At 73.7% G+C, this 26,680-nt stretch carries 24 protein-coding genes; 7 read left to right on the plus strand and 17 right to left on the minus strand.

Annotated features, from left to right (window positions below):
• Window positions 1-3: 3 nt before the first annotated feature.
• The gene (locus tag AB0H12_RS25855) at window positions 4-990 is read right to left on the minus strand and encodes a Gfo/Idh/MocA family protein (RefSeq protein WP_499626044.1); all 987 of its coding nucleotides are present in this window, start codon (window positions 988-990) and stop codon (window positions 4-6) included.
• Window positions 991-1,136: 146 nt separating this feature from the next.
• Here AB0H12_RS25855 and AB0H12_RS25860 point away from each other — a divergent pair, with 146 nt between their 5' ends.
• A complete protein-coding gene (locus tag AB0H12_RS25860; RefSeq protein WP_499626046.1) occupies window positions 1,137-3,887 on the plus strand; it encodes a hypothetical protein in 2,751 nt (916 codons plus the stop codon).
• A 6-nt stretch (window positions 3,888-3,893) separates the two neighbouring features.
• Here AB0H12_RS25860 and AB0H12_RS25865 read toward each other — a convergent pair whose 3' ends face one another.
• The 12 genes from AB0H12_RS25865 to AB0H12_RS25920 form a co-directional block, all read right to left on the minus strand.
• A complete protein-coding gene (locus AB0H12_RS25865; protein ID WP_499626048.1) occupies window positions 3,894-4,592 on the minus strand; it encodes a 2-hydroxychromene-2-carboxylate isomerase in 699 nt (232 codons plus the stop codon).
• 1 nt (window position 4,593) lies between these two features.
• The gene (gene fabG / locus AB0H12_RS25870; RefSeq protein ID WP_499626050.1) at window positions 4,594-5,328 is read right to left on the minus strand and encodes a 3-oxoacyl-ACP reductase FabG; all 735 of its coding nucleotides are present in this window, start codon (window positions 5,326-5,328) and stop codon (window positions 4,594-4,596) included.
• On the minus strand, window positions 5,325-5,777 hold the full coding sequence (locus tag AB0H12_RS25875) for a 3-hydroxyacyl-ACP dehydratase FabZ family protein (RefSeq protein WP_499626053.1): 453 nt from the start codon (window positions 5,775-5,777) through the stop codon (window positions 5,325-5,327). Before AB0H12_RS25875 ends, fabG begins: the two co-directional genes overlap by 4 nt.
• Window positions 5,774-6,061 carry a 3-hydroxyacyl-ACP dehydratase FabZ family protein gene (locus AB0H12_RS25880; RefSeq protein ID WP_499626055.1) on the minus strand — a complete coding sequence of 96 codons (288 nt, stop codon included), beginning with the start codon at window positions 6,059-6,061 and terminating at the stop codon, window positions 5,774-5,776. The genes AB0H12_RS25875 and AB0H12_RS25880 overlap by 4 nt, the downstream gene beginning before the upstream one ends.
• Complete coding sequence (locus AB0H12_RS25885; RefSeq protein ID WP_499626057.1) at window positions 6,058-7,092, minus strand: beta-ketoacyl synthase N-terminal-like domain-containing protein; 1,035 nt, start codon at window positions 7,090-7,092, stop codon at window positions 6,058-6,060. The genes AB0H12_RS25880 and AB0H12_RS25885 overlap by 4 nt, the downstream gene beginning before the upstream one ends.
• Window positions 7,089-8,051 (minus strand): acyl-CoA thioesterase family protein, encoded by a 963-nt coding sequence (locus AB0H12_RS25890; RefSeq protein WP_499626059.1) that lies wholly within the window; start codon window positions 8,049-8,051, stop codon window positions 7,089-7,091. The genes AB0H12_RS25885 and AB0H12_RS25890 overlap by 4 nt, the downstream gene beginning before the upstream one ends.
• A 1-nt stretch (window position 8,052) precedes the next feature.
• Window positions 8,053-8,745 carry an alpha/beta fold hydrolase gene (locus AB0H12_RS25895; RefSeq protein WP_499626061.1) on the minus strand — a complete coding sequence of 231 codons (693 nt, stop codon included), beginning with the start codon at window positions 8,743-8,745 and terminating at the stop codon, window positions 8,053-8,055.
• A complete protein-coding gene (locus tag AB0H12_RS25900) occupies window positions 8,745-9,977 on the minus strand; it encodes a beta-ketoacyl-[acyl-carrier-protein] synthase family protein (protein ID WP_499626063.1) in 1,233 nt (410 codons plus the stop codon). The genes AB0H12_RS25895 and AB0H12_RS25900 overlap by 1 nt, the downstream gene beginning before the upstream one ends.
• A gap of 45 nt (window positions 9,978-10,022) precedes the next feature.
• Window positions 10,023-10,286: an acyl carrier protein gene (locus AB0H12_RS25905; protein ID WP_499626065.1), complete on the minus strand. Its 264-nt coding sequence runs from the start codon at window positions 10,284-10,286 to the stop codon at window positions 10,023-10,025.
• Between the two features lie 100 nt (window positions 10,287-10,386).
• Window positions 10,387-11,151, minus strand: a complete 765-nt coding sequence (locus AB0H12_RS25910; protein ID WP_499626066.1) for an AfsR/SARP family transcriptional regulator — start codon at window positions 11,149-11,151, stop codon at window positions 10,387-10,389.
• An 8-nt stretch (window positions 11,152-11,159) separates the two neighbouring features.
• Window positions 11,160-11,867 carry an AfsR/SARP family transcriptional regulator gene (locus AB0H12_RS25915; RefSeq protein ID WP_499626068.1) on the minus strand — a complete coding sequence of 236 codons (708 nt, stop codon included), beginning with the start codon at window positions 11,865-11,867 and terminating at the stop codon, window positions 11,160-11,162.
• A gap of 280 nt (window positions 11,868-12,147) precedes the next feature.
• Window positions 12,148-12,555: a histone-like nucleoid-structuring protein Lsr2 gene (locus tag AB0H12_RS25920; RefSeq protein WP_499626069.1), complete on the minus strand. Its 408-nt coding sequence runs from the start codon at window positions 12,553-12,555 to the stop codon at window positions 12,148-12,150.
• Window positions 12,556-13,064: 509 nt separating this feature from the next.
• Between AB0H12_RS25920 and AB0H12_RS25925 the strand changes: the two genes are divergently transcribed.
• Both AB0H12_RS25925 and AB0H12_RS25930 read left to right on the plus strand, forming a co-directional pair.
• Window positions 13,065-14,753: a DEAD/DEAH box helicase gene (locus AB0H12_RS25925; RefSeq protein ID WP_499626072.1), complete on the plus strand. Its 1,689-nt coding sequence runs from the start codon at window positions 13,065-13,067 to the stop codon at window positions 14,751-14,753.
• Between the two features lie 98 nt (window positions 14,754-14,851).
• Window positions 14,852-15,937, plus strand: coding sequence for an NAD(P)/FAD-dependent oxidoreductase (locus AB0H12_RS25930; protein WP_499626074.1), 1,086 nt, complete (start codon window positions 14,852-14,854; stop codon window positions 15,935-15,937).
• On the opposite strand, the gene AB0H12_RS25935 is transcribed toward AB0H12_RS25930, so the two are convergent.
• The gene (locus tag AB0H12_RS25935) at window positions 15,928-16,395 is read right to left on the minus strand and encodes a MarR family winged helix-turn-helix transcriptional regulator (RefSeq protein ID WP_499626075.1); all 468 of its coding nucleotides are present in this window, start codon (window positions 16,393-16,395) and stop codon (window positions 15,928-15,930) included. The genes AB0H12_RS25930 and AB0H12_RS25935 overlap by 10 nt on opposite strands.
• Window positions 16,396-16,451: 56 nt before the next feature.
• On the opposite strand from AB0H12_RS25935, the gene AB0H12_RS25940 reads away from it, so the two are divergent.
• Complete coding sequence (locus AB0H12_RS25940; protein WP_499626076.1) at window positions 16,452-17,351, plus strand: LLM class flavin-dependent oxidoreductase; 900 nt, start codon at window positions 16,452-16,454, stop codon at window positions 17,349-17,351.
• Here the strand turns inward: AB0H12_RS25940 and AB0H12_RS25945 are convergent.
• Entirely contained in the window at window positions 17,344-18,624 is a 1,281-nt protein-coding gene (locus tag AB0H12_RS25945) for a carboxylesterase family protein (RefSeq protein WP_499626078.1), read from the minus strand. The genes AB0H12_RS25940 and AB0H12_RS25945 overlap by 8 nt on opposite strands.
• A 175-nt stretch (window positions 18,625-18,799) precedes the next feature.
• Here AB0H12_RS25945 and AB0H12_RS25950 point away from each other — a divergent pair, with 175 nt between their 5' ends.
• The 3 genes from AB0H12_RS25950 (at window position 18,800) to AB0H12_RS25960 (ending at window position 22,080) form a co-directional block, all read left to right on the plus strand.
• Complete coding sequence (locus tag AB0H12_RS25950; RefSeq protein WP_499626080.1) at window positions 18,800-20,230, plus strand: pyridoxal phosphate-dependent decarboxylase family protein; 1,431 nt, start codon at window positions 18,800-18,802, stop codon at window positions 20,228-20,230.
• A gap of 324 nt (window positions 20,231-20,554) precedes the next feature.
• The gene (locus AB0H12_RS25955) at window positions 20,555-21,499 is read left to right on the plus strand and encodes a P1 family peptidase (protein WP_499626082.1); all 945 of its coding nucleotides are present in this window, start codon (window positions 20,555-20,557) and stop codon (window positions 21,497-21,499) included.
• An 11-nt stretch (window positions 21,500-21,510) separates the two neighbouring features.
• Window positions 21,511-22,080, plus strand: a complete 570-nt coding sequence (locus AB0H12_RS25960) for a DUF4865 family protein (RefSeq protein ID WP_499626084.1) — start codon at window positions 21,511-21,513, stop codon at window positions 22,078-22,080.
• Here the strand turns inward: AB0H12_RS25960 and AB0H12_RS25965 are convergent.
• Together AB0H12_RS25965 and AB0H12_RS25970 are read right to left on the minus strand one after the other, a co-directional pair.
• Complete coding sequence (locus tag AB0H12_RS25965) at window positions 22,058-25,321, minus strand: tetratricopeptide repeat protein (RefSeq protein ID WP_499626086.1); 3,264 nt, start codon at window positions 25,319-25,321, stop codon at window positions 22,058-22,060. The two genes, AB0H12_RS25960 and AB0H12_RS25965, sit on opposite strands and share 23 nt — an antisense overlap.
• A 110-nt stretch (window positions 25,322-25,431) precedes the next feature.
• The gene (locus AB0H12_RS25970; protein WP_499626088.1) at window positions 25,432-26,679 is read right to left on the minus strand and encodes a GGDEF domain-containing protein; all 1,248 of its coding nucleotides are present in this window, start codon (window positions 26,677-26,679) and stop codon (window positions 25,432-25,434) included.
• Window position 26,680 lies beyond the last annotated feature (1 nt).

Raw genomic sequence — 26,680 nt, forward strand, 5'->3', positions numbered from 1 at the left:
GGGTCACGGCCGGCGCCGGAGGTCCACCTCGGCGCCGGTCGCGGCCGACCGCGCGAGCGCCTGGCCCACCCGGGCGGTGCGCGCCGAGTGCGCGGGCGACACCAGCGGCGTGACCTGCTCCCGGACCGCCTCGGCGAACGCGGCGGCCTGGTGGGAGTAGGCGTCGGACGCGGGCACGACCTCGTCGCGCACGCCGTCCAGCGTGACGACCGTGATCAGCCCTTCCTCGTCGGGCCGGGTCCACGCGTTGCGCACGGAGATCGAGCCGCGCGTGCCCTGGAACTCGTAGGTCGCGCGCGGACCGTACTCGAGGCTGTAGTCCAGCACGGCCCAGCGGCCGTCGCCGAAGTCGAGCGTGGCCACCGCGCTCAGGTCGACCTCCCGCGAGTGGAACCGGGCCCGCACCGCGCGGGGCTCGGCGTCGAACGCCCACAGCGGCACGTCGAACGCGTAGCAGCCGACGTCCCACGTCGCGCCGCCGCCCAGCGCCGGGTCGAACCGGATGTTGCCCTCGACCGCGGTCGGGTACGCGAACGCCGACCGCACCACCCGCAGCTCGCCGATCTCGCCCGAGGCCAGCAGTTCGGCCGCACGCCGCTGCTGCGGGTGGAAGCGGTACATGTACGCCTCCATGACCACGAGGTCGGCGGCGGCGCGCTCGACGCGCACGCAGTCCTCTTCGGACAGCGCCATCGGCTTCTCCACCAGCACGTGCTTGCCGGCGTCGAGCGAGCGCAACGTCCACGGCACGTGCAGTGCGTTGGGCAGCGCGATGTACACGGCGTCGACGTCCGGGTCGGCCAGCAGCGCGTCGTACCCGTCGTGCACGCGTGCCCCGAACGGCCGCGCCACCTCCAGCGCCGCCGCCCGCCGCCCCGCCCGGCCGGCCACCGCCACCACGGCGTTGCCCGCCGTCCGGTGGATCGCGGGCAGCACCCGGCCGGCGATGTGGGCGGTGGCCCCGAGGACACCCCAGCGCAGCGGCTTCACACCGCCAGAGCTTAATCGCTTCACCCGGCCGAGAGGCGGTCGGTCCGCCACGCCGTGCGAGCACGTCCGCTCCCGGCTGTATCCGCACTGTTGCGTAGCTGCTCCTGTTCAGTGAGCCGACCATCGGACGTGGACGACCCGCGGGGGTGGAAGTGACGGACCGGGCGGAGTACGACGCGTTCATCAGCTACAGCCACGCGCGTGACGGGCGGTCGGGCCCCGCGCTGCGCACCGGGCTCCAACGCCTGGCGAAGCCGTGGTACCGGCTGCGCGCGATGCGGGTGTTCCTGGACAACGCGAGCCTGTCGGCCGACCCGGACCTGTGGGGGTCGATCGAGCGGGCGCTGGCGTCCTCGCGGTGGCTGGTGCTGATGGCCTCGGTGCGGGCCGCGCGGTCGGTGTGGGTGGCCCGCGAGGTCGAGTGGTGGCTGGCCAACCGGTCCGCCGACCGCATCCTGCTGGTGCTGACCGACGGCGAACTGGATCCCGACCACGAGTCCACGGCGCTGCCGCCCCCGCTGCGGACCGCGATGGCCACCGAGCCGCGCTGGGTGGACCTGCGGTGGCTGCGCGACACGGAGCACGTCGACCAGACCGATGCCCGCTTCCGCGACTGCGTCGCCGACATCGCCGCGACCGTGCGGGGAGTTCCGAAGGACGACCTGGTCGGCGAGGACATCCGGCGTCACCGCACGACCCTGCGATTGGCGCGCGGAGCCGTGGTGGCGTTGGCGCTGCTCGCCGTGCTGGCCGTGGTCGGCGCCGTGCTGGCGGTCGTGCAGCGGGACAACGCGCGCGCCGAGGCGCGGATCGCGACCGCGCGAGGCCTGGCGTCCGCCGCCCTGGCCAACGTCGACACCCGGCTCGACCTGGCGCACCTGCTCGCGGTGGAGGCCTACCGGACCGATCCGCAGCCGGTTACCAGGTCGGTGCTGTTCCAGGTGCTGACCGCGAGCCCGCACCTGGAGCGCTACTTGCACGTGGGCTCCCGGGTCACCTCGGTCGCGGCGTCGCGTGACGGCCGCGTCGCCGTGGCGGGCACCGCCGCCGGTCGGGTCGTGCGGTGGGACCTCGTCGACGGCGCCAGGACCGAGATCGGGCTCGACCGCCCGGTGGTCGACCTCTCGGTCGACGCCGACGGCGACGCGGTGGCCGTGCTCGTCGAGGGGCGCGCGGTGCGCTGGGACGGCCGCGACGCCGTCACCGAGGTCGGGGTGCCGGCGGACCACAACCGCGGCAGCGCGGCGATCTCCCCGTCCGGCGAGGTCGTCGCCTTCCTCTCCCACCGCCTCGAACCGGGTGACGCCCGCGACGACGAGGGCCGGCTGGTCGTGCACGACCGGCGCACCGGGCGGTCCGCCGAGTCCACGACGTCGAACTGGCCGGAGAAGGTGGCGCTGCGGTCCGAGGACGAACTCGCGGTGCTCGCCTCCACCGAGTGGCAGCTCCGCTCGGTGGACGACCTGGCCGTGCGCCGGTCCGTCCCGGTGTCCGTGCTGCCCGCCGACGGCGGGCACGCCGTGGGGTACTCCCCCGACGGCGGCCACTTCGCCTGGTCGCGCGACGGCGAGACCTGGCAGTGGCGCACCGAGGGGGTCGCGACGGCGGACTACGGCACGGCGGACGTCCGGTTGCCGATCGGCGAGCCCGACCCCGAGTCGCTCGCCATCAGCCCGGACGGCGACCGGATCGCGGTCGGCCACACCGGTGTCCTTCACGTGCTGGACACCTCCGGCCAGGACCAGGGCAGGCGGTGGCGGCTGCCGGGCAACGACAGCCGGGCCGACGCGCTCGCGTTCGTGGGCGACTCCGACCACCTGGTGTCCGGCACCGACGACGCCCTCGTCCTGTGGGACCTGACCCGCAACACCCGCGTCGGCGAGCCCTTGCACGGCGACGTCCCCACCACCTGCCGGGCCTGTCGCGCGCCGCGGCTGGTGACGGCACCGGACCGGATCGCCCTGGTCGCGCAGCGGCACGTCCTGGTGGGGGCCGACGACGGCGTCTTCGCCGGGTTCGAGGCCGGGAGGGTGGACGACTACGACGCGGCGCCGGTGTGGAGCGCCGACGGCGCCCGCCTGCTGGTGCTGTCGACGCCGAGCGGGACCGTGGACGTCTACGACCGCGACGGCGCCGAGATGCTCGACCAGTGGCCCGCCGTCCCCGGTCTGGAGGACCTCATGGCCGGCCGTGCCTCGGCCGACGGCGCCCGGCTGGTGCTGGTCGACCAGGACGGTCGGGTGCACGTGCTCGACAGCTCCACGGGAGAGGTGCTGGACGTGATCGAGACCGGCGTCGACACCTCCCTGCTCAACCGACCCGTGCAGGCCGACCGCGCCTCGGTCAGCGCCGACGGCGGGCAGGTGGCGGTGTCGGGGGCGGCCGGTGTGGTGCTGGTCGACGTCGCGGCGGGCACGACGCGGGAGCTGCCCGGCGGTCCCGCTGACTCGGTCCACCACACCGAGGCGCGGCTGCTGGTGGAGCGGGCGACCGCGGTCGAGGTGTGGGACCGCGACGGCGCGACGGTGACCCGCTCGGTCCCGTCCACCGGGCGGTGGGTCCCCGGCCTGGCCGCCACCCAGGACGGTCGCGTGGCCGCTCGCGTCCGCGCCGACCACGTGCTGGTGCTCACCGACCTGGGCTCGGGCGAGCCCTTGGGCACGATCCCGCTCCCCCACCCCTCCCAAGGGGTGTCGCGGTTGACGGCCGTGGCGCCGGGCACCGACGCGAGTCACCTGCTCACCGCCGAACCCGACGGCGAGCTGACCCGCTGGCACCTCGCCGAGCAGGAGTGGGTGCGCGCCGCGTGCGCCTCGGCCGGGCGCGACCTGAGCGCCGACGAGTGGCGGCGCTACGTGGGCACCCAGCCGCCGGACTCGCTCGCCTGCCTGCGCTGACGGCGGTCAGCCGCAGCCTCCCGCGTGGCCCTCGTCGGACGAGCGCCCCAGGCCGACCGCGCTGGAGGGCGCGGGCAGAGCCGTGGCCGGCGCGAGCTTCGACCGCACGTGCGCGACGAAGTCGGGCAACCGGTCGACGCCCCAGAACCGGGTGAACCGGTCCACGAAGAACGGCACGCCGAACGCGCCGTCCCGGCACATGTCCACCAGCAGCTCGACACCCCGCGCCCGCAGTTCCGGGTCCTCGCTCGCGCCCGACACCTCCGCGGGGTCCAACCCCAGCTCCACGGCGATCGAGGCGACCGTGTCCCGCGAGCAGATGTCACGCCCCTGCTCCCACCGCGCCCGGTACGCCGCCGCGATGTACTGCGGCCCCAGCCCTTCGCGCAACGCCACCAGGTAGCCCAGGTGCGGGATCTCCCACACGGGCTCGAGGTCCACCGGCCACGTCAGCTCCAGCCCGCGCGCCGCCGCCAGCCTGGCCACGTCCTGGAGGATGTAGAAGTGCTTCGCGCGGGACATCGCCGCGTACGGGAAGTGCTCGCCGCGGTCGGCCAACGCGCGCTCGTTGCGCTCGTCGGGCTCCCAGAACGGCCGCCACTCGACCACGTCCGCCACGTCCCGGTACTCGCGCAGCAGGTCGTGGTAGGCCAGCCACGAGTACGGGCTGCGCAGCGAGAAGTAGAACCGCGGACCGCGTGCCACGTCAGATCACCAGCCCGCCGTCGACGCCGAACACCTGGCCCGTGACGTAGGACGCCTGGTCCGACACCAGGAACGACACCAGGTCGGCCACCTCCTCCGGCCGGCCGAACCGCCCCAGCGGGATCCGCGCCGCCATCGTCGCCGCGAAGTCCGCGCCCAGGCCGGCCACCATGTCGGTCTCGATGAACCCCGGCGCCACCGCGTTGACCCGGATGCCGTACCTGCCGACCTCCTTGGCCAACGCCTTGCTGAACCCGATGATCCCGGCCTTGGACGCCGAGTAGTTCGTCTGCGTCGCGTTGCCGTGCACGCCGGCCACCGACGACAGCGTCACCACCGAGCCCGCCTTGCGCTTCATCATCGCGAACACCGCGGCCTTGGCCAGGTGGTAGGTGCCGTCGAGGTTGACCCGCAGCACCCGCTGCCAGTCGTCCTCCTTCAGCAGCACCAGCGGGTTGTCGCGCACGATCCCCGCGCACGACACCACCGCGTGCAACGGCCCCAACGCACGCTCGGCGTCCTTGACGAACCCGTCCACCTCGCGCTTCTCGGCCACGTCCACCTGCGCGGTGAACACGGTCGCGCCCGCGGCGGCGGCCTCCTTCTCCACCACCTCGGCGGCGTCGCGGTTCGACTGGTAGCAGAACGCCACGTCGAACCCGTCCCGCGCGAGCCGGGCCACGACCTGGTGCCCGATGCCCCGCGACCCGCCGGTCACCAGCGCCACGCGCCTCATGCCAGTTCCTCCGCCCTGCGCCGTGCCATCGTGAACGAGCCGATCTCCAGCACCTTGCGCCCGGCGACGAGGCTGTGGCCGTCGAGGATCGCCGCGTCGGCCACCTCACGGACCAGCCGGACGTGGTGCTCCACCACGTCGCCGGGCGCGACGTCGCCGTGCACGACGACGTCGCGGATGCCGCTGATCAGCTCGACCTTGCCCGCCCGCACGTCCGGGTTCGGGTCGTCCCACCGGGTCAGCAGCACCGCCGACTGGGCCCAGGACTCCAACAGCAGCCCCAACGGGTACGCGTCCTCGACGTCGGAGCCGGCATAACAGGGCTCACGCCCGCTGACCGCCTTCAGCGTCACGATGCCGCGGCCGGGGTCCACTTCGGACACCCGGTCCACCAGCAGCACGGGGAACCGGTGCGGGATGATCCGCCGGATGCCGGCCAGGCCCGTCACGACGTCACCAGCCGCAACGTGAACTCCGCCACCGTGCCCGCGCCGGTGGACACCTTCGCCGCGCACCGCACGTGGTCCTCCTCCGCGGTCAGCTCCGTCGAGACGGTCAGCGTGTCGCCGGGGAACACCGGCCGCACGAACTTCGCCCGGTCCAGCGCGACCACCCGGTGGCCGGGCAGCGCGGCCCGCACGTGGTCGAGCACGAACAGCCCCGGCATGATCGGGAAGCCCGGGTAGTGCCCGGCGAACACGGGGTCCGCCGGGTCCACGTGCACGGAACTCATGGCAGGTCCAGCACGACGCAGCCGACCGTGCCGTCCCGTTCGACGCCGGTCACCAGAGCGGCGCCCGACCTGCCGGCCGCGACCACCGCCGCGAGCTGGAAGCTCGCCACCGCCGCCGACGTGTCGCCCAGCAGCGGCACGCACCGCAGCCACTCGGGCGTGCGGCCCAACGCCTGCACCACGGCGGGCTCCTCGGCGCCGTCGGTGGAGACGAACACCACGTCCGCCGGGTCCACCGCGGCCTCCGCCAACGCCGTGCGCACGCACTCGCGCAACGCCTCCGTCGCACCGCCGGGCTCGAAGAACCCCCGGAACCGGGTGGTCACGACGCGGGCCAGCACCGGCCGTCCGGCCGTGGTCGACTCGCGTTCCAGCAGGAACACCGCGCCGCCCTCGCCGAGCGGACCGGCCGTGCCCTCGCTGCCGCGCCACTCCAGCCACGCCCGCTGCTCGGAGTACTCCTCGGCCGCGCCGACCAGCACCCGGTCGGCGTGCCCGCCGCGCAGCAGCCGTGCCGCGTAGCTCAACGCCAGCAGCCCGGTCAGCGCGCCGCCCGCGATGGTCGTGTTGGGTCCCTTGATCTTGTGCCAGATGGCGCTCTGCCCGGCCGCGCGGTTCATCACCGTGTTGGGGAACAACGCCGGGTCGACGTGGTAGGGCTTGTCGCCGGTGAGGCCGTCCCGCGTGAAGTCCATGATGGACTGGACGCTGCCGGACCCGGTCCCCAGCACGACACCCACGCGTTCGGGCTGCTCCAGCAACGCCGGGCCGCACTCCTCCAGCAGCCGGCCGACCGTGCTGACGGCCAGCGCGGTGACCCGGTCCATGGTGCGGGTGCCCTTCTTGCCCAACGCGCCCGCCGCGCTGAAGTCCGGCACCAGCGCCGCCCGCTCGAACGGGCCGCCGGGCGCGGGGGCGAGCGCCGGGACGCCCGCCCGCACACCGCCCGCGAACGCCTCCGAGCCCATCCCGAACGGCGACACGGCCGACCACGCCGAGATGACCAGACCGTCCACCAGGGAGGCCGTCACGACACACCGCGCCCGCTGAGCGAGCCGGCCTTGCCGGTGATGGCGCCGATGAGGCGGTCGTCGAAGTCGACCAGGCTCCAGTCCTTGCGGTTCTCGATCACGGCCCAGCCGTGCGTGATGCGGCCGGTCGCGGTCGGCGTCAGCACGCCGTCGCGCAGCACGTAGCAGTCCATCCGGGCGGTGAAGGTGAACTTCTTGAAGACCTCCTCCACGGTGAACACCGTGTACAGGGTCTCCTCCATGTTCGCCTCGCCGAGGAACGTGATCCGCGAGTGCGGCACGACCGGGATCCAGTTCTGCTCGTCCAGCAGCGTCTTGATCGACGCGCCGCGGTCCGCCACGAACAGGTCCAGGACCTCCTCCATCTGGCGGAGGTAGCCCGACATCTGCACCCGTTCGGTGAAGTGGCAGTAGAAGTAGGGGACCCGCCACGCCCACGCGAACGCGTTCCGGCCCGCCGTGAGCAGGTCTAGCGGGTCCGCGTCCCCGACCTCGACCGGCTCCACCGCGCCGACCTTGTCCAGCGCGGCGGCCCCGGGCGGGCCGATCCGCTCGACCACGTGCGGCCGCAGCCCTTCGGGCACCGGCTCGGCGTCGAAGCCGTGCGGGTCGAGCCGGAACGACACCGACACCTTCGACTTGACCGCCTTCACGGTCTTGCCGTCCCGCTCCACGGTGAGTTCCACGACCAGCCGCAACGGCCCGTCGCCGTCGACCCGCTTCACCGCGGCCCGCGCGAGGTCGTCGATGTGGAACGCGGTGAGGATCTTGGTGTCGAGGTCGGTGATGTCCGTGCACAGCCCGAACCGCTCGTACAGCGCGCCGGCCGGGAACCCGCTCTGCCGCAGGTGGTCCAGCACCGCTTCCTCGACCATGTAGTTGACGTGCTTGAACCCGATCCAGGTGCAGATGTTCGAGCCCTCGTAGCGGGGCCGCAGCGAGACGGTCGTGGTGGTCACGTCAGCTCCAGTGTTCGTCGACGAAGTCGCGGACCAGGGCCGCGAGGCGGTCGGGCTGTTCGATCATCGGGAAGTGGCCGCACCCGTCCAGCAGCTCGAACCGGCCGCGGGGCAGGGCCTTGGCCAGGGCGCGGCCGTCGTCGGGGCGCGCGGCGATGTCGTCCACGCCGCTCACCACGAGCACCGGCGCGCCGACCCGGGACAGGTCCAGGAACGGGGTGCGCAGGTAGGTCTGGAACCACCGCGTCCACCCGTACGGGCCGACCTGGTCGCGCAACGCCCTGGCCAGCCACTCGCGCTTGGCCTCGGGGAAGCGGGCGGTCTCGCCGACGCGCAGCGCCTCGGTGAACGTGCGGTGGAAGTCGTTGAGGTAGTAGGAGATCGTCGGCCAGTCGAAGTCGGCCGGGTCGGGCCGGTAGAACGGGCACACCAGCACCGCGGGTCGCGGCGGCACGCGGCCGTCGGCGATGCACTCCAGCAGCAGGTTCGCGCCGAACGAGTGCGCCACCACGACGTCGTGCGTTGCCGACACCGCGTCGACCACGATCCGGCCGGGGTCGGGCTCGTGGCTCCACGCCGGGTCGGCCATCCCGTGCCACGGCAGTTCCGGCTTGACGGCGGTGACCGGCAGGTCGAGCGCGTCCCACACCGCCGCCTTGCCCGCCAGACCGTGCAGGAACAGGACCTCCGCCATCACACCGCGTCCCGGTACCGGCCCAGGATCAGCACCGAGTTGTTGCCCGCGAACGCCAGCGCGTTGTTCTGCACCACGTCCAGCGCGGCCGGCCGCGCCTGGTTCGGCACGCAGTCCAGCCCCACCTCGGGGTCGGTCTCGCGGTGGTTGATGGTGGGCGGGATGAAGCCCTCGGTGATCGCCAGCGCGCAGGCCGCCGACGCCAGCGCCGACGCCGCGCCCATCGAGTGGCCGAGCATCGACTTGATCGACACGGTGGGCGGCGGCTCGTCGAACACCTGCCGGATCGCGCCGGACTCGGTGACGTCGTTGGCTTTGGTGCCGGTGCCGTGCGCGGAGATGAAGTCGACGTCCTCCGGCTTGACGCCCGCGTTGCGGTGCGCGAGCTCGATGCACCGGGCCAGGCTGTCCCGGTCCGGCGCGACGGGGTGGTTGGCGTCGCAGTTGAGGCCGTAGCCGAGCACCTCGGCGTAGATCCGGGCGCCGCGGGCCAGCGCGGACTCCAGCGACTCCAGCACGAGGATGCCGCCGCCCTCGCCGGTGAGGATGCCCTTGCGGTCCTTGTCGAACGGCGCGCACACCTCCGGCGCGATCGTGCCGAGCCGGTAGAAGCCGGTGAACGTCTTGCGGCACACCGCGTCCGCGCCGCCGACCAGCGCGACGTCCACCGCGCCCTCGCGGATGGCGTCGAAGCCGTTGCCGATGGCGTAGTTGCCCGCCGCGCACGCGGTCGGGATGGTCACCGCCTCCACGTCGGTCAACGCCAGCTCGCGCACGATGCTGGACGACAGGCGACCGGCCGTGGAGCGGCGCGCGACTACCGGGTTCCAGGACTCGGGGCCGTGCTCGAGCTGCTGCGCCACGAGGTTGTCCAGGTCGCGGGACTCGGCGTCGGTCGTGCCGACGGACACCAGGGCCCGCTTGCCGCGCAGCTCCTCGACCGTGAGGCCCGCGTCGCCGACGGCCATCCGCGCCGCGGCGGCGGAGAACTGCCCGGCCCGGCCGAGCTCGTCGGGGTCCACCCGCTCCAGCCACTCGGCCGGGTCGAAGTCGGTGACCTCGGCGCCGTTGGCGTGGCTGAAACCGGTGGTGTCGAACGAGGTGATGGGCGTGATCCCGCTGCGACCCTCGCGCAGGCCGGCCAGGAACTCGGTGACGCCGATGCCGATGCTGGTGACCACGCCGAGACCCGTGATCACCACCCGGCGCGGCTGCCGCCCTCCGTCGTGCATCGTGCCCTCCAAGTCCGGTGCCGGACCGCTCGACGGGTGAGGTGGCTACTTGGCGGCTCGCGCGTCGGCGACGACCGCGATGACCCCGTCGAGGTTGACCATCCGGGTCAGCTCGGCCTGGTCGATCTCCACGCCGAACGTGCGCTCCAACGCGGACAGGATCTCGATGGCGCCGAGCGAGTCGGCGTCGTGGTCTTCCTTGAAGAGGCTCGTGTCGGTCATGTCCTCGGCGTCGATCTCGAGGATCTCCGACACGATCTCCTTGATCTTCGCCTTGCCGTCCGCGTCGATCCGCACCGAACTGGTCACTGGGCACCTCCGGGAACACGGGTTTCTGCCTACCGGTTCCCACCATGGTTTTCGGGGCTATATCCGACCTATGCGGCGGGCTATACGGCTCCCGCCCGCGCTACACCGCCACCCGGCGCGGCGACGCCAGCACGGGGTCCGCGGTGAGGATCGCCAGGTGCACCTCGCGCAGCAGCGAGCCGGGGTCGATGCCCAGCTCGTCGGCGAGCATGCGGCGGCCCTCCTCGTACAGCACGAGCGCGTCGGCCTGCCGGTCGCAGCGGTAGAACGTGGTCATGAGCTGGGCGCGGAACCGCTCCTGCAACGGGTGCTGGTGCACGAGCCTGGTCAGCTCGGGCAGCAGCTGGGCGTGCCGGCCCAGCGCGAGGTCGGCCTCGATGCGGCTCGCCAGCGCGGCGATCCGCGCCTCCTCCAGCCGCGGCGCCTCGGCGTCCGCCAGGTGCTCCGACACCCCTGTCAACGCGGGACCGCGCCACAGCCGCAGCGCGGCGCGCAGCAGCCGGGCCGCCTCCTCGTAGTGGCCCGCGGCGAGCGCGGACTGGCCCCGCGCCGCCTGCTCCTCGAAGTCCCTCAGGTCGAACGCGCACTCGGTGAGCCGCACTTCGTAGCCGCGGGAACGGCGGGTGATGCCGACCTCCCGCCGCAGCGTCTTGCGCAATCGCGAGACGTAGGTGTAGATCTGCGCGTTGAACGTGGCGGGCGGGTGGTCGCCCCACAGGAAATCGCTCATCTGGGTGTCGGAGACAGCGCCGTTGTCGGCGAGCAGCAACGCCGTGAGGACGGTGCGCGGTTTCGAACCGTCCAGCGGCACCTCCTGCCCGTCGTGGTGCACCTCGACCGGCCCCAAGACCCGGAACTCCAGCACTTCGCCTCCTACAGCAGTACCTGGTCGTGGACGAGGATCGCCTGGTAGAGCCGTCGCATCGCGCGGCCGGGCTCCAACCCGAGCTCGCTCGCCAGACGCCTGCGCGTGTGGTGGAAGACGTCCAGCGCCTCCGTCTGCCTGCCGTTGCGGTACAGCGCGACCATCAGCTGCTCGCTGAACCGCTCCCGCTCCGGGTACTCGGCGGCGAGCTGCTTGAGCTCGGACACGACGCCGCGGTCCTCGCCGTTGGCGAGCTTGGCGGCGATGAGGTCCTCGCGGGCGCTGAGCCTGCGCTCGTCGAGCCGGGCGGCCTCGATGCGGAACCGCAGGCCGTCGCTCACGTCGAACAGCGCCGGTCCGTGCCACAGCCGCAGCGCGCGTTCCAGCAGGTCGATCGCCTCGTCGGGCCGTTCGGGCACGAGGGCCGAACCGCGGTCGGCCAGGTCGCGGAACAGGTGCGCGTCGACCGACGCGCCCGGCAGGTCGAGCACGTAGCCGCTGCTCACCGTGCGGACCAGGCAGTCGCCCGGCACGTCGGCGAACTGCTCCAGCAGTTTGCGCAGCCGCACCACATTCGCCTGGAGCGCGTTGCGGGCGTTTCCCATCTGTTTACCGGCCCACAATTCCTCGACCAGCTGGTCGAACGGAACGGGGGCGCCCGGTGAAAGCGCCAGCAACGCGAGCAGGGTGCGCACCTGACGAGCGGCCACACCCATCCGACGATCCTCACGTGCGAGGGCGACAGCACCGAGAATCTGCACCCGCATGGTCACGACCCCCAGTCTCTAGACGGCGCAGAGCGCGCGGTTGCCGGCCACTCAACCTCGAAAATCGGCCGACTAAAGCTTTTGACATGTTGCCGAGCCCGTCACGATGGGGGAAATATCATTTGAACCACTCCGACCGTGCCGTGGCGGTATGCCGCCGATCGGTCCAGCGCCGGACTCCGGCTGCTGCCGCCGGGCCCGCCGAACTTGGGCCCGACGGCGGTCACGGTCACCGCGCGTCACGACCGCCTAGCCGCTTCGGGTGATCGGCGATTCGGCGCGTCCCGTCCGCGTGCCGTCGGCCGGCGTGCGCCCGCTCGTAGGCCTCCAGCACGATCTCCGGGAGCCTGCCGCGGTCGGAGATCCGGTAGCCGTGCTCGCGCGCCCACTGCCGCACGGCCTGCGCCAGGTGGGCATCGACGCTGCGTACCGGCGCCGGCGCGGCGCCGGGCACCCGCCGCGCGGCACGCACGAACCGGTCGAGGACGGCACGCAGCCTGGCCGCGTTCGCGGCGCCGAGGCGGATCTCGAACCACACGCCGTCGAGGCCGAACGAGACCGGCCGGACGTCGTGCCCGGTGTGCCCGTCCAAGTCGTCCACCGCCACGCGCACCACTTCCCATGGGTCGGAACTCACGCTCGGTATCGATCTCGCGGCACGCTACCGGTGAGTTGACCATGAAGGGGAAGCCCATCGTCGAGTATAGGAGAGGTATAGCGGACGGCCTCAGTGTTGCCTCCGGGTGAATCCCCGGTTCCGACCGCGACGATCGGCCGCACCGGCGTTACCCCGAGCGGTGGCCGCACGTCATCCGACCCCGCTTCCCGAAAACCCTTTCACGTCCGCGCGCGACGCGATTCCGGCATTCCCACCCCTTCGGCCGGCGCTCGACAACCTGCCGTCAACCGTCAATTGCGGGAAATCTTCGGAGTCGTCTGCCGATACGGGCGTGTGGTGCGTTCGACCCTTGACGGCGCGACTTCCGCGCCGACTCCACCACCATCGGGCCACGTGCCGAGCACGCGCCCGGGAACCGACCCGGACGAGCGCGACACGATTCGCGGTGACTGCGGAATCCCGGACCGACCGCGTCGCGCGACCCCCCTCACCGAGCGGTTCAGGGGCGATCAGCGAGACTTGAGGGCATGAACGACGAGCCCGACGACCGGACCAGCTTCGCCGACCTCGGGTTGCGCCCCGAACTGCTCCGGGCGCTGTCCGGCCTCGGCTACGAGGAGCCCACCCCCATCCAACGTGAGGCCATCCCGCCGTTGACCGCCGGGCGCGACCTGCTCGGACAGGCCGCCACCGGCACCGGCAAGACGGCCGCGTTCGCGTTGCCCGTGCTGGAGCGCATGGCGGGCGGCGAGCGCGACCGACGGGCGCCGTTCGCGCTCGTGCTGGTGCCGACGCGGGAACTGGCGGTGCAGGTCTCCGAAGCGGTGCACCGGTACGGCCGGGAGCTGGGCGCGCGGGTGCTGCCCATCTACGGCGGCCAGCCCATCGGGCGGCAGCTGCGGGTGCTGGAGCAGGGCGTCGACGTCGTCGTGGCCACGCCGGGCCGCGCGGTGGACCACCTCAACCGGGGCACGCTGAAGCTGGAGCACCTGGAAGTCGTCGTGCTCGACGAGGCCGACGAGATGCTCGACATGGGCTTCGCCGAGGACCTGGACACGATCCTGACCGAGACGCCGTCGGAACGGCAGACCGTGCTGTTCTCCGCGACCATGCCCGGCCGCATCGACCGCCTGGCCCGCACGCACCTGTCCGACCCGGTGCGCATCACCATCGGCCGCGAGCAGGCGGAGCCCGGCGAGGCGCCGAAGGTGCGCCAGAGCGCGTACGTCGTGCCGCGCGCGCACAAGCCCGCCGCGCTGGGTCGGGTGCTGGACGTCGAGGCGCCGACCGCGGCGATCGTGTTCTGCCGCACGCGCGACGAGGTCGACCAGCTCACCGAGACGCTCAACGGGCGCGGCTACCGGGCGGAGTCGTTGCACGGCGGCATCAGCCAGGAGCAGCGCGACCGCGTGATGACGCGGCTGCGCAACGGCACGGCCGACCTGCTGGTGGCCACCGACGTGGCGGCGCGCGGGCTGGACATCGAGCAGCTGACGCACGTCGTGAACTACAACGTGCCGTCCGCGCCGGAGTCCTACGTGCACCGCATCGGCCGGATCGGCCGGGCCGGCCGCGAGGGCGTGGCGATCACCCTGGCCGAGCCGCGCGAGCACGGCATGCTCAAGACCATCGAGCGCGTCACCAAGCAGCGCATCCACATGGAGAAGGTCCCGACGATCGCGGACCTGCGGGCGCGCAGGCTGGAGCTGACCCGCGCCGCGCTGCACGAGAGCCTGCTGGAGGACGACCTGGACAGCTTCCGGGTCGTGGTGGAGACGCTGACCGACCAGTTCGACGTCATGGAGGTGGCGCTGGCGGCGGTCAAGCTCGCGCACGAGGCCACCGGCGCGGCGGCGGACGAGGAGGAGATCCCGGAGTACGTGCCGAGGTCCGGGCCGTCCGGTGACCGCCGGGGGCGCGAGGGCGGTGGCGAACGCCGTGAGCCGCGCCGGCCACGCCGCCCGTCCGCGGGCATGACCAGGCTGTTCGTCGGCGCGGGCCGCAGCTCGGGCATCCGGCCGCAGGACCTGGTGGGCGCGATCGCGGGTGAGGCGCGCCTCAACGGCCGCGACATCGGCGCGATCGAGATCGCCGACCGGTTCTCGCTGGTGGAGGTGCCGGACTCGGCCGCGCAGCAGGTCATCGCCTCGTTGCGGGGGGCGACCATCAAGGGCCGCAAGGTCACCGTGCGGCGGGAGCGCGACGACCCGCGCTGACCCACCGCCCAGGACGATCCGGCAGTGATTTGTCAGTTCGTCCTACGAACTAGTATGGTTCGTAGGACGAACTACTGATCGCTGGGGAGTGTGCCGAGATGGGTCGTGTCGTCGTGGTCGTCGGCGGCGGGTACGGGGGCGCCGCGGTCGCCAAGGCGTTGGACGAGGACGCCGACGTGGTCCTGGTGGAGCCGAAGGACGCGTTCGTCCACGCCGCCGGTTCGCTGCGGGCGCTGGTGGAGCCGGACTGGGCGCACAACATCTTCTTCCCGTACGACCGCCTGCTCGCGCGGGGCCGGGTCGTCCGCGACCGGGCCGCGTCGGTCGACCCGGTCGGCGTCACGTTGGCGTCCGGCGAGCGGATCGCCGCCGACTACGTCGTGCTGGCCACCGGTTCCGGCTACCCGTACCCGGCGAAGACGGACACCGATTCGTCCACCGAGGCGTTGGACCGGCTGCGGGCCACCCACAAGGAGCTCGCCGACGCGCCGCGCGTGCTGATCGTCGGCGCGGGTCCGGTCGGCCTGGAGCTGTCCGGCGAGATCAAGGCGGTGTGGCCGGACAAGCGGGTGACCGTCCTCGACCCGGCCGAGCGGCTGGTGCCCGGGTTCGAGCCCGAGCTGCGCGAGGAGCTGCACCGGCAGCTCGACGCGATCGGCGTGGAGCTGCGACTGGGCACGGCGCTGACCGCGGCGCCGCCGACGGAACCGGCGCGGGCCGGGACGTTCACCGTCGGCACGACCGACGGCGAGATCACCGCCGACATCTGGTTCCGCTGCCACGGCGTGCGGGTCAACGGCGGTTTCCTGGACGACGCGCTCACGCCGCAGGGCCGGGTCAGGGTGACCGAGAGCCTGAACGTCGAGGGCCACGAGCGGGTCTACGCGGTGGGCGACATCACCGACCTGGCCGAGGCGAAGATGGCCGGGTACGCGATGCAGCACGCCGAGGTGGTGGCGAAGAACATCGCCGCCCAGGTGCGCGGCGAGCAGCCCGCGGCCACCTACCGCCCGTCCCCCGTGCCGTCGATCCTGCTGCCGCTGGGCCCCGAGGGCGGTGTGGGCCAGTTCCCGACCCCGGACGGCACGACGCTCCTGCCGCCGGAGGCGGTCTCCCAGTACAAGGGGGCCGACCTGTTCACCGGGAAGTTCGTGGAGCTGTTCGGTGTGGACCGTCAGCCCTGATCCTCGTTCAACACCATGAACACCGGCGGCACCTCGTTGTCCCGCACCAGGTGGGAGAGCAGGTCCGCGAGGGTCTCGCGCTCGGCGTCGGCCAGGCCCGAGGGCAGCCGCTCGATCCGGCGGCACGTCTCGGCGTAGAACTCGTCGGCGAGCCGGCTGCCCTCGGGCGTCAGCTCGACCCGGACCGCGCGGTTGTCCCGCGCGTCGGTCTCGCGGCGGACCAGGCCGCGCCGCGCGGTCCGGTCGACCAGACCGCTCAGGCTCGACTTCGCGAGGCCCAGCACCTCGCCCAGCTCGCCCATGCCGTAGGACCGGGGCATCAGCACGCAGAGCAGCTGCCCCTGCTGCTGGGTCAGGCCGTACTCCCGGGCCGAGTCGGCGTACACCGCGTCCACCAGGAAGGTGGCGCGCACCAGCGCGGTGACGATGCCCATCTGCTCACCATCGGCCTTGGCCATGGGGCCACGATACTCGTTCGTACCGCGAACCAACTACCGGGAAGGACATCACCTCGATGCCGACACGCGAGCCGTTGTTCGGACTCGGGATCAGCACCGCCGTCGACCGGGCCGCGGAGAGCCTCCGGCACGCGGTCGAGGCCGACCGCGCGGGCCTGGACCTGGTCACCGCGTCCGACCACCCGTACTTCGGCGACCGGCTGGACGCCTACGCCCTCATGGGCGTGGTGCTCGGCCGGACCGCGGGCATCACCGGGTTGGTGAGCGTGACCAACCTGCCGACCCGACCGGCGCCGATGCTCGCCCGCGCGGTGACGTCGCTGTCCGCGTTGTCGGGTGGCCGCATCGTGCTCGGCATGGGCGCGGGAGGGCTGTGGGACGACATCGCCAGGATGGGTGTCGGGCGGCTGACGCCCGGCGCGGCCATCCGCGCCTTCGAGGAGGCGATCACGCTGGTCCGGGCGTTGTCCGGCGGTGGCGAGCCGGTGACGTTCGACGGCGAGTTCTACCAGGTCACCGCGCTGCGACCGGCGCCGGCGCCCGCCGCGCCGGTGTGGACGGGCTCGGTCGGGCCGAAGTCGTTGGCGGTCACCGGCAAGCTCGCCGACGGTTGGCTCCCGGGGCACGCGGCGGACTGGCTCAGCGAGCGGTACCGGACGTCCCGGCCGGTGATCGACGAGGCGGCGAGGGCCGCGGGCCGGGATCCGCGCGACGTCGCCACGGTCTACAACCTGCCGGGCGCGATCACGTCGACGCCGCTCGCCACGACCCGTGACGCGGACGGCCGGTGGGTCGGCGGCTCGGTCGGGCAGTGGGTCGAGGAGCTGACCGGCGCGGTGGTGGAGCACGACGCGGCCGGGTTCGTGTACTTCCCGGTCCGCGAACCGCTGACCGACGTGGCGCTCGGGGCGTGGGCCAACGAGATCGCGCCCGCCGTGCGCGAGGCCGTCAGGTGACCGGCTGCACCGGGTGGTCGACGGGCGCGCCGAGGTCCACGCCCCGCCACGGTTCGCGCCGGGCCTCGACGTCGTCGCCCCAGTGCCGCACGCCGGTCCAGCCGGGGTCGCCGGTGGTGCAGAAGTCGACCCACGCCCGGAGCATCCGCCGGGACAGCGCGCGCTCGTCGTCACCCGCGCGGCCACCGATGAGGAAATCGGCCCCGCCGAGGTTGCCGAACGAGAACGGCACGTCCGCGGTGTGCCAGGCGGGTGGCCGGGTCAACCGCGCGAGGAACGCCCGGCTGTGCGCCTCGGCCAGCCTGGTGGTGGGTTCGGCGAACACGAAATCGCCGGCGAGCCGCACGTGCGCGTCCTCGTAGTGCTCGTACGCGGCCACCACGTGGTCGGGGATGCCCCAGGCGCGGCCGAACGCCCGCAGGTCCGCCGGCGGCCGGAACGTGCCCACCGCGTCGAACAGCGCGTACTCGACGTCCGTGTGGCACAGCAGGGCGTCGGTCGCCTCGGGCAGCGCGGGCAGCGCGTCGGCGACGGGTCCGAACAGGACCGGGTCGTAGCTCAACGGCCCGGTGCGCTGCGCGGCGGCCAGGGCGTCGGCCGACGCGACCGTCGACTCCGGAGTGCCGGTGTCGATCCACTGCGCGACCCGTCGCGCGAACCCCGGTGTGTAGACCCGGTTCGGCACGCTGTGCGCGATGACCCGCCGCACCGGCTCCCACGCCGCCAGGAACAACGCCGACCCGGCGCCCGCGGACTGCCCGCCGACGGTGATGTCGCCCGGGTCGCCGCCGAACACCGCGATGTGGTCGCGCACCCACCGCAACGCGGCCCGCTGGTCGAGCAGCCCCCGGTTGTCCGGCTGCCCGGCCACGTGCCCGAACCCCTCGAACCCGAGCCGGTAGTTGCACGTCACCACGACCAGCCCGGCGCGGGCCAGCGCGGCGCCGTCGTAGTCGGGCTGGGCCGACGAGCCGAACGTGTAGGCCCCGCCGTGCACGTAGAACAGCACCGGCCACGGCCCGTCCGGTGTGGACGGCGCCCAGACGTTCAGGGTCAACACGTCCTCGTCACCCGGCCGCCACACCGGCGCGCCGGGCAACCGCGCGGACTGCGGCGCGATCGGCCCGAACTCCAGGCAGTCGCCCGCGAAGTCGGCGGGCACGGGCGCGGCGAACCGACGTGCCCCGAACGGCGGCTCGGCGTACCGGATGCCGAGGAACGCGTCCACTCCGGCGTCGACCGCCCGCCCTTGAAACCGCCCACGTCGTGTCATCGGCGCAAACCTTGCCCCGACGGCTCCCGTAGATCAATCCGAGGGCCTGCCACGCCACCGGCCCGGCACCGAGAGCGGCGCCCTCGGCCACCCCGGCGACCGGGCCGGCGTCGCCCGCAACCGCACCCGGATCACGTCTGTGGTCCCTGCGCTGCCTTTCCACTACCGTTCACGGATGGGTGATCCGCTGAACGCTCGAGAGGACGCCGCCGAGGCGTTGGGGATGGTGGCGCGGGCCGCCGGGACCTACCTCGACGCGCTGCCGCACCTGCCGGTGCGCGACGCCACGCACGCCCACCTGATCAAGGACCTCGACGGGCCGTTGCCGGAAGCCGGTGACGGCACCATCGCCGCGATCGCGGACCTGCTGCGGATCGGCACGCGGGCCGCCACGCACTCGTCCGGGCCCCGGTTCTTCCACCTCGTGGTCGGTGGCGCGACGCCCGCGGCGCAGGCGGCGGACTGGGTGACGTCGCTGCTGGACCAGGCCGGCGGGCTGTGGGTGGCCTCGCCGCTGGCCGCGCACGCCGAGACGGTGGTGCTGCGGTGGTTGAAGGAGCTGTTCGGGCTGCCCCCGTCGCACGGCGGCGTGCTCACGCCCAGCGCGACGTTCGCGAACCTGACCGGGTTGGCGTGCGCGCGGCACTGGTGGGCGCGGCGGCACGGGGTGGACGTCGCCGCGGACGGACTGGTCGGGCTGCCGCGGATGCCGGTGTTCTCCAGCGGGTACGTGCACCCGAGCAGCCGGAAGGCGCTGCAGCTGCTGGGGTTGGGCCGGGACGTGGTGCGGCAGCTGACCCGTGACGACGCGGGCCGGCTCGACGTGGCGGCGCTGGACCGCGAGCTGGCGTCGTCACCACCGGCGGTGCTGATCGGCAACGCGGGCGAGGTCAACGGCGGCGACTTCGACCCGTTGGACGAGATGGCCGACCTGGCCGAGCGGCACGGGGCGTGGCTGCACGTGGACGGGGCGTTCGGGCTGTTCGCCGCCGTGTCGCCGCGCACGGCGGGGCTGGTGCGCGGCGTGGAGCGGGCCGACTCGGTGGCGGCGGACGGCCACAAGTGGCTCAACGTGCCGTACGAGAGCGGTGTCGCGTTCGTGCGGGACCGGTCGTTGTTGGGGCGCGCGTTCGGCGGCTGGAACGCGCCGTACCTGCCGGAGCCGGACGACGAGTTCGTCAACTACAACAACCTGGGCCCGGAATCCTCCCGCCGCGCCCGCGCGTTCCCGATCTGGGCGACCCTGCGCGCCTACGGCCGCGACGGCCACCGGGCGATGGTCGAACGGCACCAGGACCTGGCGCTGCGCCTCGGCCGCCGCATCGAGGAAGCCCCGGACCTCGAGCTGCTGGCCCCGATCACCGTGTTCGTCGTCTGCTTCCGCTACCGCCCGCCGGGTGTGGCCGAAGAGGACCTCGACGCCCTCAACCGCAGGCTGGGCGAGGAACTGCTCGAGGACGGCCGGGTGTACGCGGGCACCACCGTGTACCGGGGCAGGGTCGCGCTGCGGCCGGCGATCGTGAACTGGCGCACCACCGACGAGGACGTCGACCTGCTGGCCTCCGTGGTCCGCGAGATCGGCGCCCGCCTGCACCGGGCGAGCTGAAGCCGCAGTCCACCGGCCGCGCCACGCGGACCGACGCGAGTCCGGCCCGACTCGGGACCGATGTAGATCTCGCTGCCGTCCGAACGCCAAGCTCTGGCCGTCGGCTCGAACGCCACCACGATCCGCCGGCGCCGGCGCAGATCGGACTCCTGGAGAACCCCTTCCCCTCATCGGATCGTGCGGCTCCTGCCTGCGGAGAACGCGCGCGGCAGCGCATCGGGCTCGCTACCGGTCCTCACGCGTCCCGCCGGCAGGCACGTCCGAGGCGAGCCCCCACGTCACCGCCGATGCCTCGACGCCGAGCCGCGCCGTACCATCCGGGGCGTGCGGAACTCGATCACCGAGGTGGCCGGCGTGCTGGTCGGGCACGCCACGCGGATCGGTGACGGCGCGTTGACCGGCGCCACGGCCGTGCTGTTCCCACCCGGCACGCTGTCCACTGCGGACGTCCGAGGGGGAGCGCCGGCGACCCGGGACACCGCCGCGCTCGACCCCCGTCACGGCGGCCGGGAGGTGCCTGGCGTCGTGTTGACCGGCGGGAGCGCGTACGGGCTCGCGGCGGCCGACGGCGCGGCGCGCGAGCTGGGGTCGTTCGTGCCCGCCGCCGCGCTGTTCGACCTGGGCCGCGGCGGCGACTTCCACGCCCGTCCGGGGCCGGAGGACGGCGCGGAGGCCGTGCGCGCCGCGGGCGTGGAGTTCGCCCAGGGCAACGTCGGCGCGGGCACGGGCGCGCTCAACGCCACGATGAGAGGCGGCCTCGGCACGGCGAGCGCCGCGCTGCCCGGCGGCGTGGTGGTGGGCGCGGTAGCCGTCCTCAACGCGGTCGGCCCGTCGGTCGACCCCGACACCGGCCTGCCGTTCGCCGCGCACCTCGGCCTGCCCGGCGAGTTCCCCGCCTACCAGGGCGACGACCTCGACGCGGCCCGGATCACCGGGCACGCCCAGCCGTTCAACACCGTCATCGGCGTGATCGCCACGAACGCCCGCCTGCCGCGGCTGTTCGCCCTGGCGAACGCCGCGCAGGACGGGCTCGCCACCGCCGTCCGCCCGGCGCACGGCCTCACCGACGGCGACACGGTCTTCGCCGCCACGACCGGGACCCACGACGCGGCCGACCCCGACGAGGTGCTCGCCGCCGCACGGCGGGTGTTCGCCCGCGCGCTGGTCCACGGCCTGCTCCGAGCCGAGTCCGCCACCACGTCCTGGGGCCACCTCGCGGCCTACCGCGAGCTGTACCCGCGCACCGCAGCCGCCTACCGGGGGAACTGACCATGCACGCGATGCACTACGAGATCACCCTGCCCGCCGACTACGACATGGACGTCATCCGCACCCGCGTCGCCACCAAGGGCTCGGCGCTGGACGCCTTCCCCGGCCTGGGGCTCAAGGCCTACTGCGTGAGGGAACGCGGGGTCGACGGCTCGCCGGTCAACCAGTACGCGCCGTTCTACCTGTGGCGCACCGCCGAGGGCATGAACAGCTTCCTGTGGGGACCGGGTTTCGGGGGCCTGAGCGCCGACTTCGGCCGCCCGGTCGTGCAGCACTGGGCGGGCCTCGCCTTCGAACGCGGCGCCGCCGAGACCCCGGCAGCGGCCACCAAGCGCACGTGGCGGCTGCCCGCCGACGCCGACGCGGCCGAGGCCGTCGACCGGGCGCTCGCCCGGCTCGACGAGCTCAAGGACCACCCCGACCTGCACAGCACCGCGTTGGCGATCGACACCCGGAACTGGGAGCTGGTGCACTTCAGCCTCTGGCGCGCGGCCCCCGAGACCGACGGCGAGGTGCGCTTCCGGGTGCTGCACCTGTCGCGGCCCGAGCTGGACGACCTCAGCGCGGGCCGCCACTGGTAGGCCGCGACCGGCCGGCACCCGGGTCGCGGGCGCGGTCGCCGTAGGGCACGGCCACGTAGCCGACGAGGTCGAGCACACCGCCGCTGGTGCGGTCCAGCTCGCGGGCGAAGGCGAGGATGTCGGGGTCGGCGCGGTCCATCAGCCACGCCAGCAGCACGACCACGACGTCCGCGAGCAGACCGACCTGGAACGGCATGTCCTCCCGCCGGCCCGCGGTCACCGCGCTGGCGAAGTCGGTCATGCCGCGTTCGGTCAGCTCCAGCGGACCGGTCTCGATCGCCCGCTTCATCGAGTCGACCACCAGCGGCACGACCGACGCCCACACCTCGCGCGGCGCGACCTCGCAGATCAGGCCGCCGCTCAGGGCCGCGGTCCACAGCGCCTCCGGGTCGCCCGCCCGGACCGCGCCGACGGCCAGGTGCGGCAGCAGTTCCGCGCCGCGCTCCCACGCGCCGGTCGCGACGAGCTTCTCCACCGCGTGCCGGTAGTGCTCCAACGCCTTGGCGTGCTCGCCGCGCGCGCTCAGCACGCCGCCCAGGTCGTCGTGGAACGACGCGACCTCGGCCGCCGCGCCCACCTGCTCGGCCCGGGCCAGGCCGACGGCGGCGTAGTGCTGCGCGGTCTCCAGGTCGCCCCGGTCGCGGTGGCACGCGCCGAGCCGGCGCAACGCGGCCAGCTCCTGCCGGTCGTCACCGAGGTCCCGGAACAGCTCCACGGCGCGCGACCCGGCCTCGATCGCCTCGGCGAGGTCGCCCCGGTCACGGCGGCGGTCGCACTCGGCGAGCGTGAACTCGGCCTGCCGGACCCGGTCGCCCAGCTCCACGGCCAGGTCGTGGCCCTCCACGGCGTACCGCAGTGCCGTCTCGGGATCGGCGTCGCCGAGGCCGTCGAGCACGGTGATCGACTCCAGCTGGCCGGGTCTGTCCTCCCGCGCGCGGTGCTCCTCGTACGCCAGCCGCGCCGCCTGTCCGGCCTCGTCGGTTCTGCCTTCGCGCATCAGCAGCCTCGCCATTCGCAGCAGGACGTCCGCTCGGTCGCGGCACGCGTCGCCCAAGCCCACACACCGTTCGAAGTCCGCGAGCGCGGCCCCGTATTCCCCGCGCCGCTCGAACCGGGCGCCGGTGAGCTCGAACCTGGTCGCCCAGAGGGCTTCGAGCTCGTCCTCGGGCAGGTCGAGCCCGGTCAGCAGCGCGTCGACCCGGTCGACGAGGACGGCGGCACGCTCGTCGTCGTCCTCCAGCCCCAGCTCGGCCAGCAGCACGTCGGCGTAGGCCGGGGTGTCGGTCGCGTCGCCCGCGTCGGCGATCTCGCGCAGCGCCGAGAGCTCCCGGCGCAGCACGGGTGACAGCGGGCCCACGCGGTCGCGCGCGGCGGCGGCCAGCAGCTCGCACCCCGTCACCGCGGCCTCGGTGTCGGTGGTGGACCGGTCGCGCCACTCGTCCAGCCGGCCGTTGACCGTGCCGACGTACAGGTAGGACCGCTCGATGCCGCCCGGCGTGCCGGTGTTGACGATGGCCCGCGCGGCGGGCGTCTCCTCGGCGGTGAGCCGCCGCACGACGGTGCGGGCGAACCCGGCGGCGAGGTTCGGCGGGATGGTCCACAGGGTCCCGATGTAGCCGCGGGCGCCGGCGCGGACGAACTCCCGGCCCAGCCGCGTCCACGACCGGCACGAGTTGTTGAACACGATCGGCCGGTGCCGCAGCGTCACGGGGATGTCGTCGTCCGGCAGGACGTGCCCGCCCAGCGCGATCGCGTCGTCGGCGTCGTGGCAGTTGAAGAACACCAGCTCGACCGGCAGGTCCACGACCAGGTCCCGCAGCACGTCCGGCGAGGCGTCCTGCTCGGACAGCACGATCGGGTGCGTGTGGTGGCCCGACGGCGCGGTCGTGCCCGGCTGTTCCCGAAACGCCCCGGAGTCGACCACCACGCTGAACGCGCCGGGCTCGCGCGCCACGCCCGCGCGGTGCAGCTCGGTGAGCACGACCAGCGCCGGGTCGGCCACCACGTGCCCGATCGGCTTGCGCGCCCAGTTCACGTCCTCGGTGTGCACGAACGAGTAGGGCAGCCCGGCGGTGAACGCGGTCAGCGCCCGGTCGCCCACCTCCGCGACCGCCTCGGCGGGCACCTGCGCGGTGACCGCGGCCTCGACCGCCGCGTACGGGTCGTGCCCGCCGCTGGACAGGTAGCGCCACAGCGCCTCGACGAACCCGATGCCCTTGACCGCGTCGCCGATCGCGCCCGCCGCCGCGGTGACCCGCTCCTGCTCTTCCGCCACCACCGCGCCCACCACGGCGAGGTCCGGCTCGGGGGCGATCACCAGCCGGGCGCTGCGGTGGTGCGCGTAGACGGCGGCCATCAGGACGTCGGCCTCGCCGGCGCGGTCGACCAGCACGGCCTCCTCGGCGTCGTCCGGGTTGTGCTCGGCGAACGGCACGGGCGGCGCGTCCTCGTCCACGCGCAGCGCCGAGCCCGTGCGCAGGGCGGTGAACAGGGCGGCGACGAAATCGGCGTCCGGGGCCACGTCGAGCGTGCGTTCGGGCTCGCCGCCGCGCAGCAGCTCCCAGGCCTTGGCGGTCAGCCCGACGGGGTCCTCGCACGGCAGGTGCAGGCGTTCGGGCAGCTCGCCGAACAGCTCCTCGTCCGGTTCGGCGAGGAACACCGCGCGGCGCACGCCCGTGGCGTCGAGCAGGTGGGCCACCAGCCGGTCGTGCCGGTGCGACGAGGGGTCCCCGGGTCTCAGCGCGACGACGGGCGTGACGCGGTCCGCGGGCAGGCACGACACCACGACCGCGGCCTCGCGCAGCTGGTCCGGGCGGCACACCACGACCGTGTCACCGACCTCGAACACCGGCTCGCTGATCACCGTGACGTCCAGGTCGGACTCGCCGGCGGGCAGCCGCACGCACACGCCGCCGTCGACGACCTCGCACGGCTGCGAGCCGGACACCAGCAGCGTCACGGAGTCCGGCAGGGCGAACGACACCCCGTCGGCGGTCTCGGTGGCGGGCGCGTCCACCGCGAGCCGCCACCGCGCGGGCGCGGGCAGGTCGAACCGCTGCCGCAGCACCGCGCCCACGTGCCCGTCCCGGGTCTGTTCGACCAGCAGGTCGCGCGCGCCCGCCTCGGCGGTCAGCTCCTCACCGACGTCGACGGGCGGTTTGCGGTGCGCGTCGAGCAGGACGGCACGCAGCAGCCCCGCTTCGAAGCGGAAGCGGATGCCGTGCGGGGCACCGAGGTCCACTGGCTCACGACCCTTGCAAGCGAGGAGGTCCACCGTGTCGGAGGTGGCGGGCAGGAAACTACGCCACCGAAGGCCCGACCTGTAGCAGATCCGCCGGGTAGTCGCGGTCGTTACACCCCGGGGCGTTCGGACCGTGCCGCCGGCGTCCACCGGGCGCGGCGACGCCTGCCCGCCGCCTGCACCTGGTCGCGGCCGAGCCGCTTCGCCTCGTACAGCGCCGAATCCGCCGCCGCGAGCAGCCCCGACACGGTGTCCTCGTCGACCTCCGGCCACACCGCGATGCCGATGCTGACCGTGAGGCCCGCCACCACGCCGCCGTCGCCGACGTCCACGAGGACCCGGTGGACCTCCGCGCGCACCCGCTCGGCGATCGCCGTCGCTTCCTCGTGGTCCACGCCGGGCAGCAGCACGGCGAACTCCTCGCCGCCGAAGCGGCCCACCGCGTCACCCCGCCGGACCGCGCTCTCCAGCGCCGCCGCGATGCGCCGCAGCACGAGGTCGCCGGTCTGGTGGCCGTGCGTGTCGTTGATGTCCTTGAAGTGGTCGACGTCGATCATGAACAGGCCGACCCGCGCGCCGGGCGGCTGCTGCCGGGTGCGCTGCAGCTCCAGCGTGGCCCGCAGGTGCCAGGCCTCGGCGTTGAGCAGGCCGGTCTTGGTGTCGGTGCGGGCGGCCAGCTCCAGCTGGTGGATGAGCACGGTGCGGTGCAGGGCGACGGCCGCGACGACCATCGGCAGCGCGAACCCGGGCCACCACGCCACGGCGAGGGCGACGAAGCCGCCCAGCGCGAGCTGCCCCGCTTCCAGCAGGTTGTCCGCGCCAGTGCCGAGGGCGTCCTTCACCGAGCGGGGCCGGACGGTCAGCAGGATCACCGCGGCCACCAGGGCGGTGTTGACCAGCCACTGCGCCGCGCCCGCGCCGACCAGGCCGACGAGGTCGAGCGCGCCGTCGGGCTGCCCGGCGCGCAGGTGCTCGCGCAGGCCGGTGACGCCCGCCACGGTGCTCGCGGCGAGCGTGGCCAGCACCATCATCGACGTGGTGAACACGGTGCGGTGCGGTGGGCGTGAGGCGTCCCAGCGACCGACGACCCACCAGCGGTGCGCGTACATCAGCACGACGAGCGCGACGGCGAGCGAGGGCGGCAGCACGAGGGCGCCGGCCAGGATCCAGATGCTGCACAGGTCGACGTGCGGCAGGTGGCTGTGGTCGCGGCGGATGCGCTCGATCCAGCGCGAGCAGTGCAGGTGCAGCGCGGCGCAGCCGGCCAGGACGGCGAACGCGGTCCACGAGTCGGCGGGCACCGGCCACTCGACCGTGGCGGCGAGCGCGAGAACGGCGAGCAGATCCACCGACAGCACG

The organism is Actinosynnema sp. NPDC023794, assembly GCF_040639675.1.
GTDB lineage: Bacteria > Actinomycetota > Actinomycetes > Mycobacteriales > Pseudonocardiaceae > Actinosynnema > Actinosynnema luteola.

Bases quoted from the DNA above. Each gene is read 5' to 3' on its own strand.
- AB0H12_RS25935 (WP_499626075.1), bottom strand. From the start codon at position 16,395: ATGGCCAAGGCCGATGGTGAGCAGATGGGCATCGTCACCGCGCTGGTG.
- AB0H12_RS25880 (WP_499626055.1), bottom strand. From the start codon at position 6,061: ATGAGTTCCGTGCACGTGGACCCGGCGGACCCCGTGTTCGCCGGGCAC.
- AB0H12_RS25930 (WP_499626074.1), top strand. From the start codon at position 14,852: ATGGGTCGTGTCGTCGTGGTCGTCGGCGGCGGGTACGGGGGCGCCGCG.
- fabG (WP_499626050.1), bottom strand. From the start codon at position 5,328: ATGAGGCGCGTGGCGCTGGTGACCGGCGGGTCGCGGGGCATCGGGCAC.
- AB0H12_RS25925 (WP_499626072.1), top strand. From the start codon at position 13,065: ATGAACGACGAGCCCGACGACCGGACCAGCTTCGCCGACCTCGGGTTG.
- AB0H12_RS25895 (WP_499626061.1), bottom strand. From the start codon at position 8,745: ATGGCGGAGGTCCTGTTCCTGCACGGTCTGGCGGGCAAGGCGGCGGTG.
- AB0H12_RS25950 (WP_499626080.1), top strand. From the start codon at position 18,800: ATGGGTGATCCGCTGAACGCTCGAGAGGACGCCGCCGAGGCGTTGGGG.
- AB0H12_RS25900 (WP_499626063.1), bottom strand. From the start codon at position 9,977: ATGCACGACGGAGGGCGGCAGCCGCGCCGGGTGGTGATCACGGGTCTC.
- AB0H12_RS25960 (WP_499626084.1), top strand. From the start codon at position 21,511: ATGCACTACGAGATCACCCTGCCCGCCGACTACGACATGGACGTCATC.
- AB0H12_RS25915 (WP_499626068.1), bottom strand. From the start codon at position 11,867: ATGGGTGTGGCCGCTCGTCAGGTGCGCACCCTGCTCGCGTTGCTGGCG.
- AB0H12_RS25940 (WP_499626076.1), top strand. From the start codon at position 16,452: ATGCCGACACGCGAGCCGTTGTTCGGACTCGGGATCAGCACCGCCGTC.
- AB0H12_RS25945 (WP_499626078.1), bottom strand. From the start codon at position 18,624: ATGACACGACGTGGGCGGTTTCAAGGGCGGGCGGTCGACGCCGGAGTG.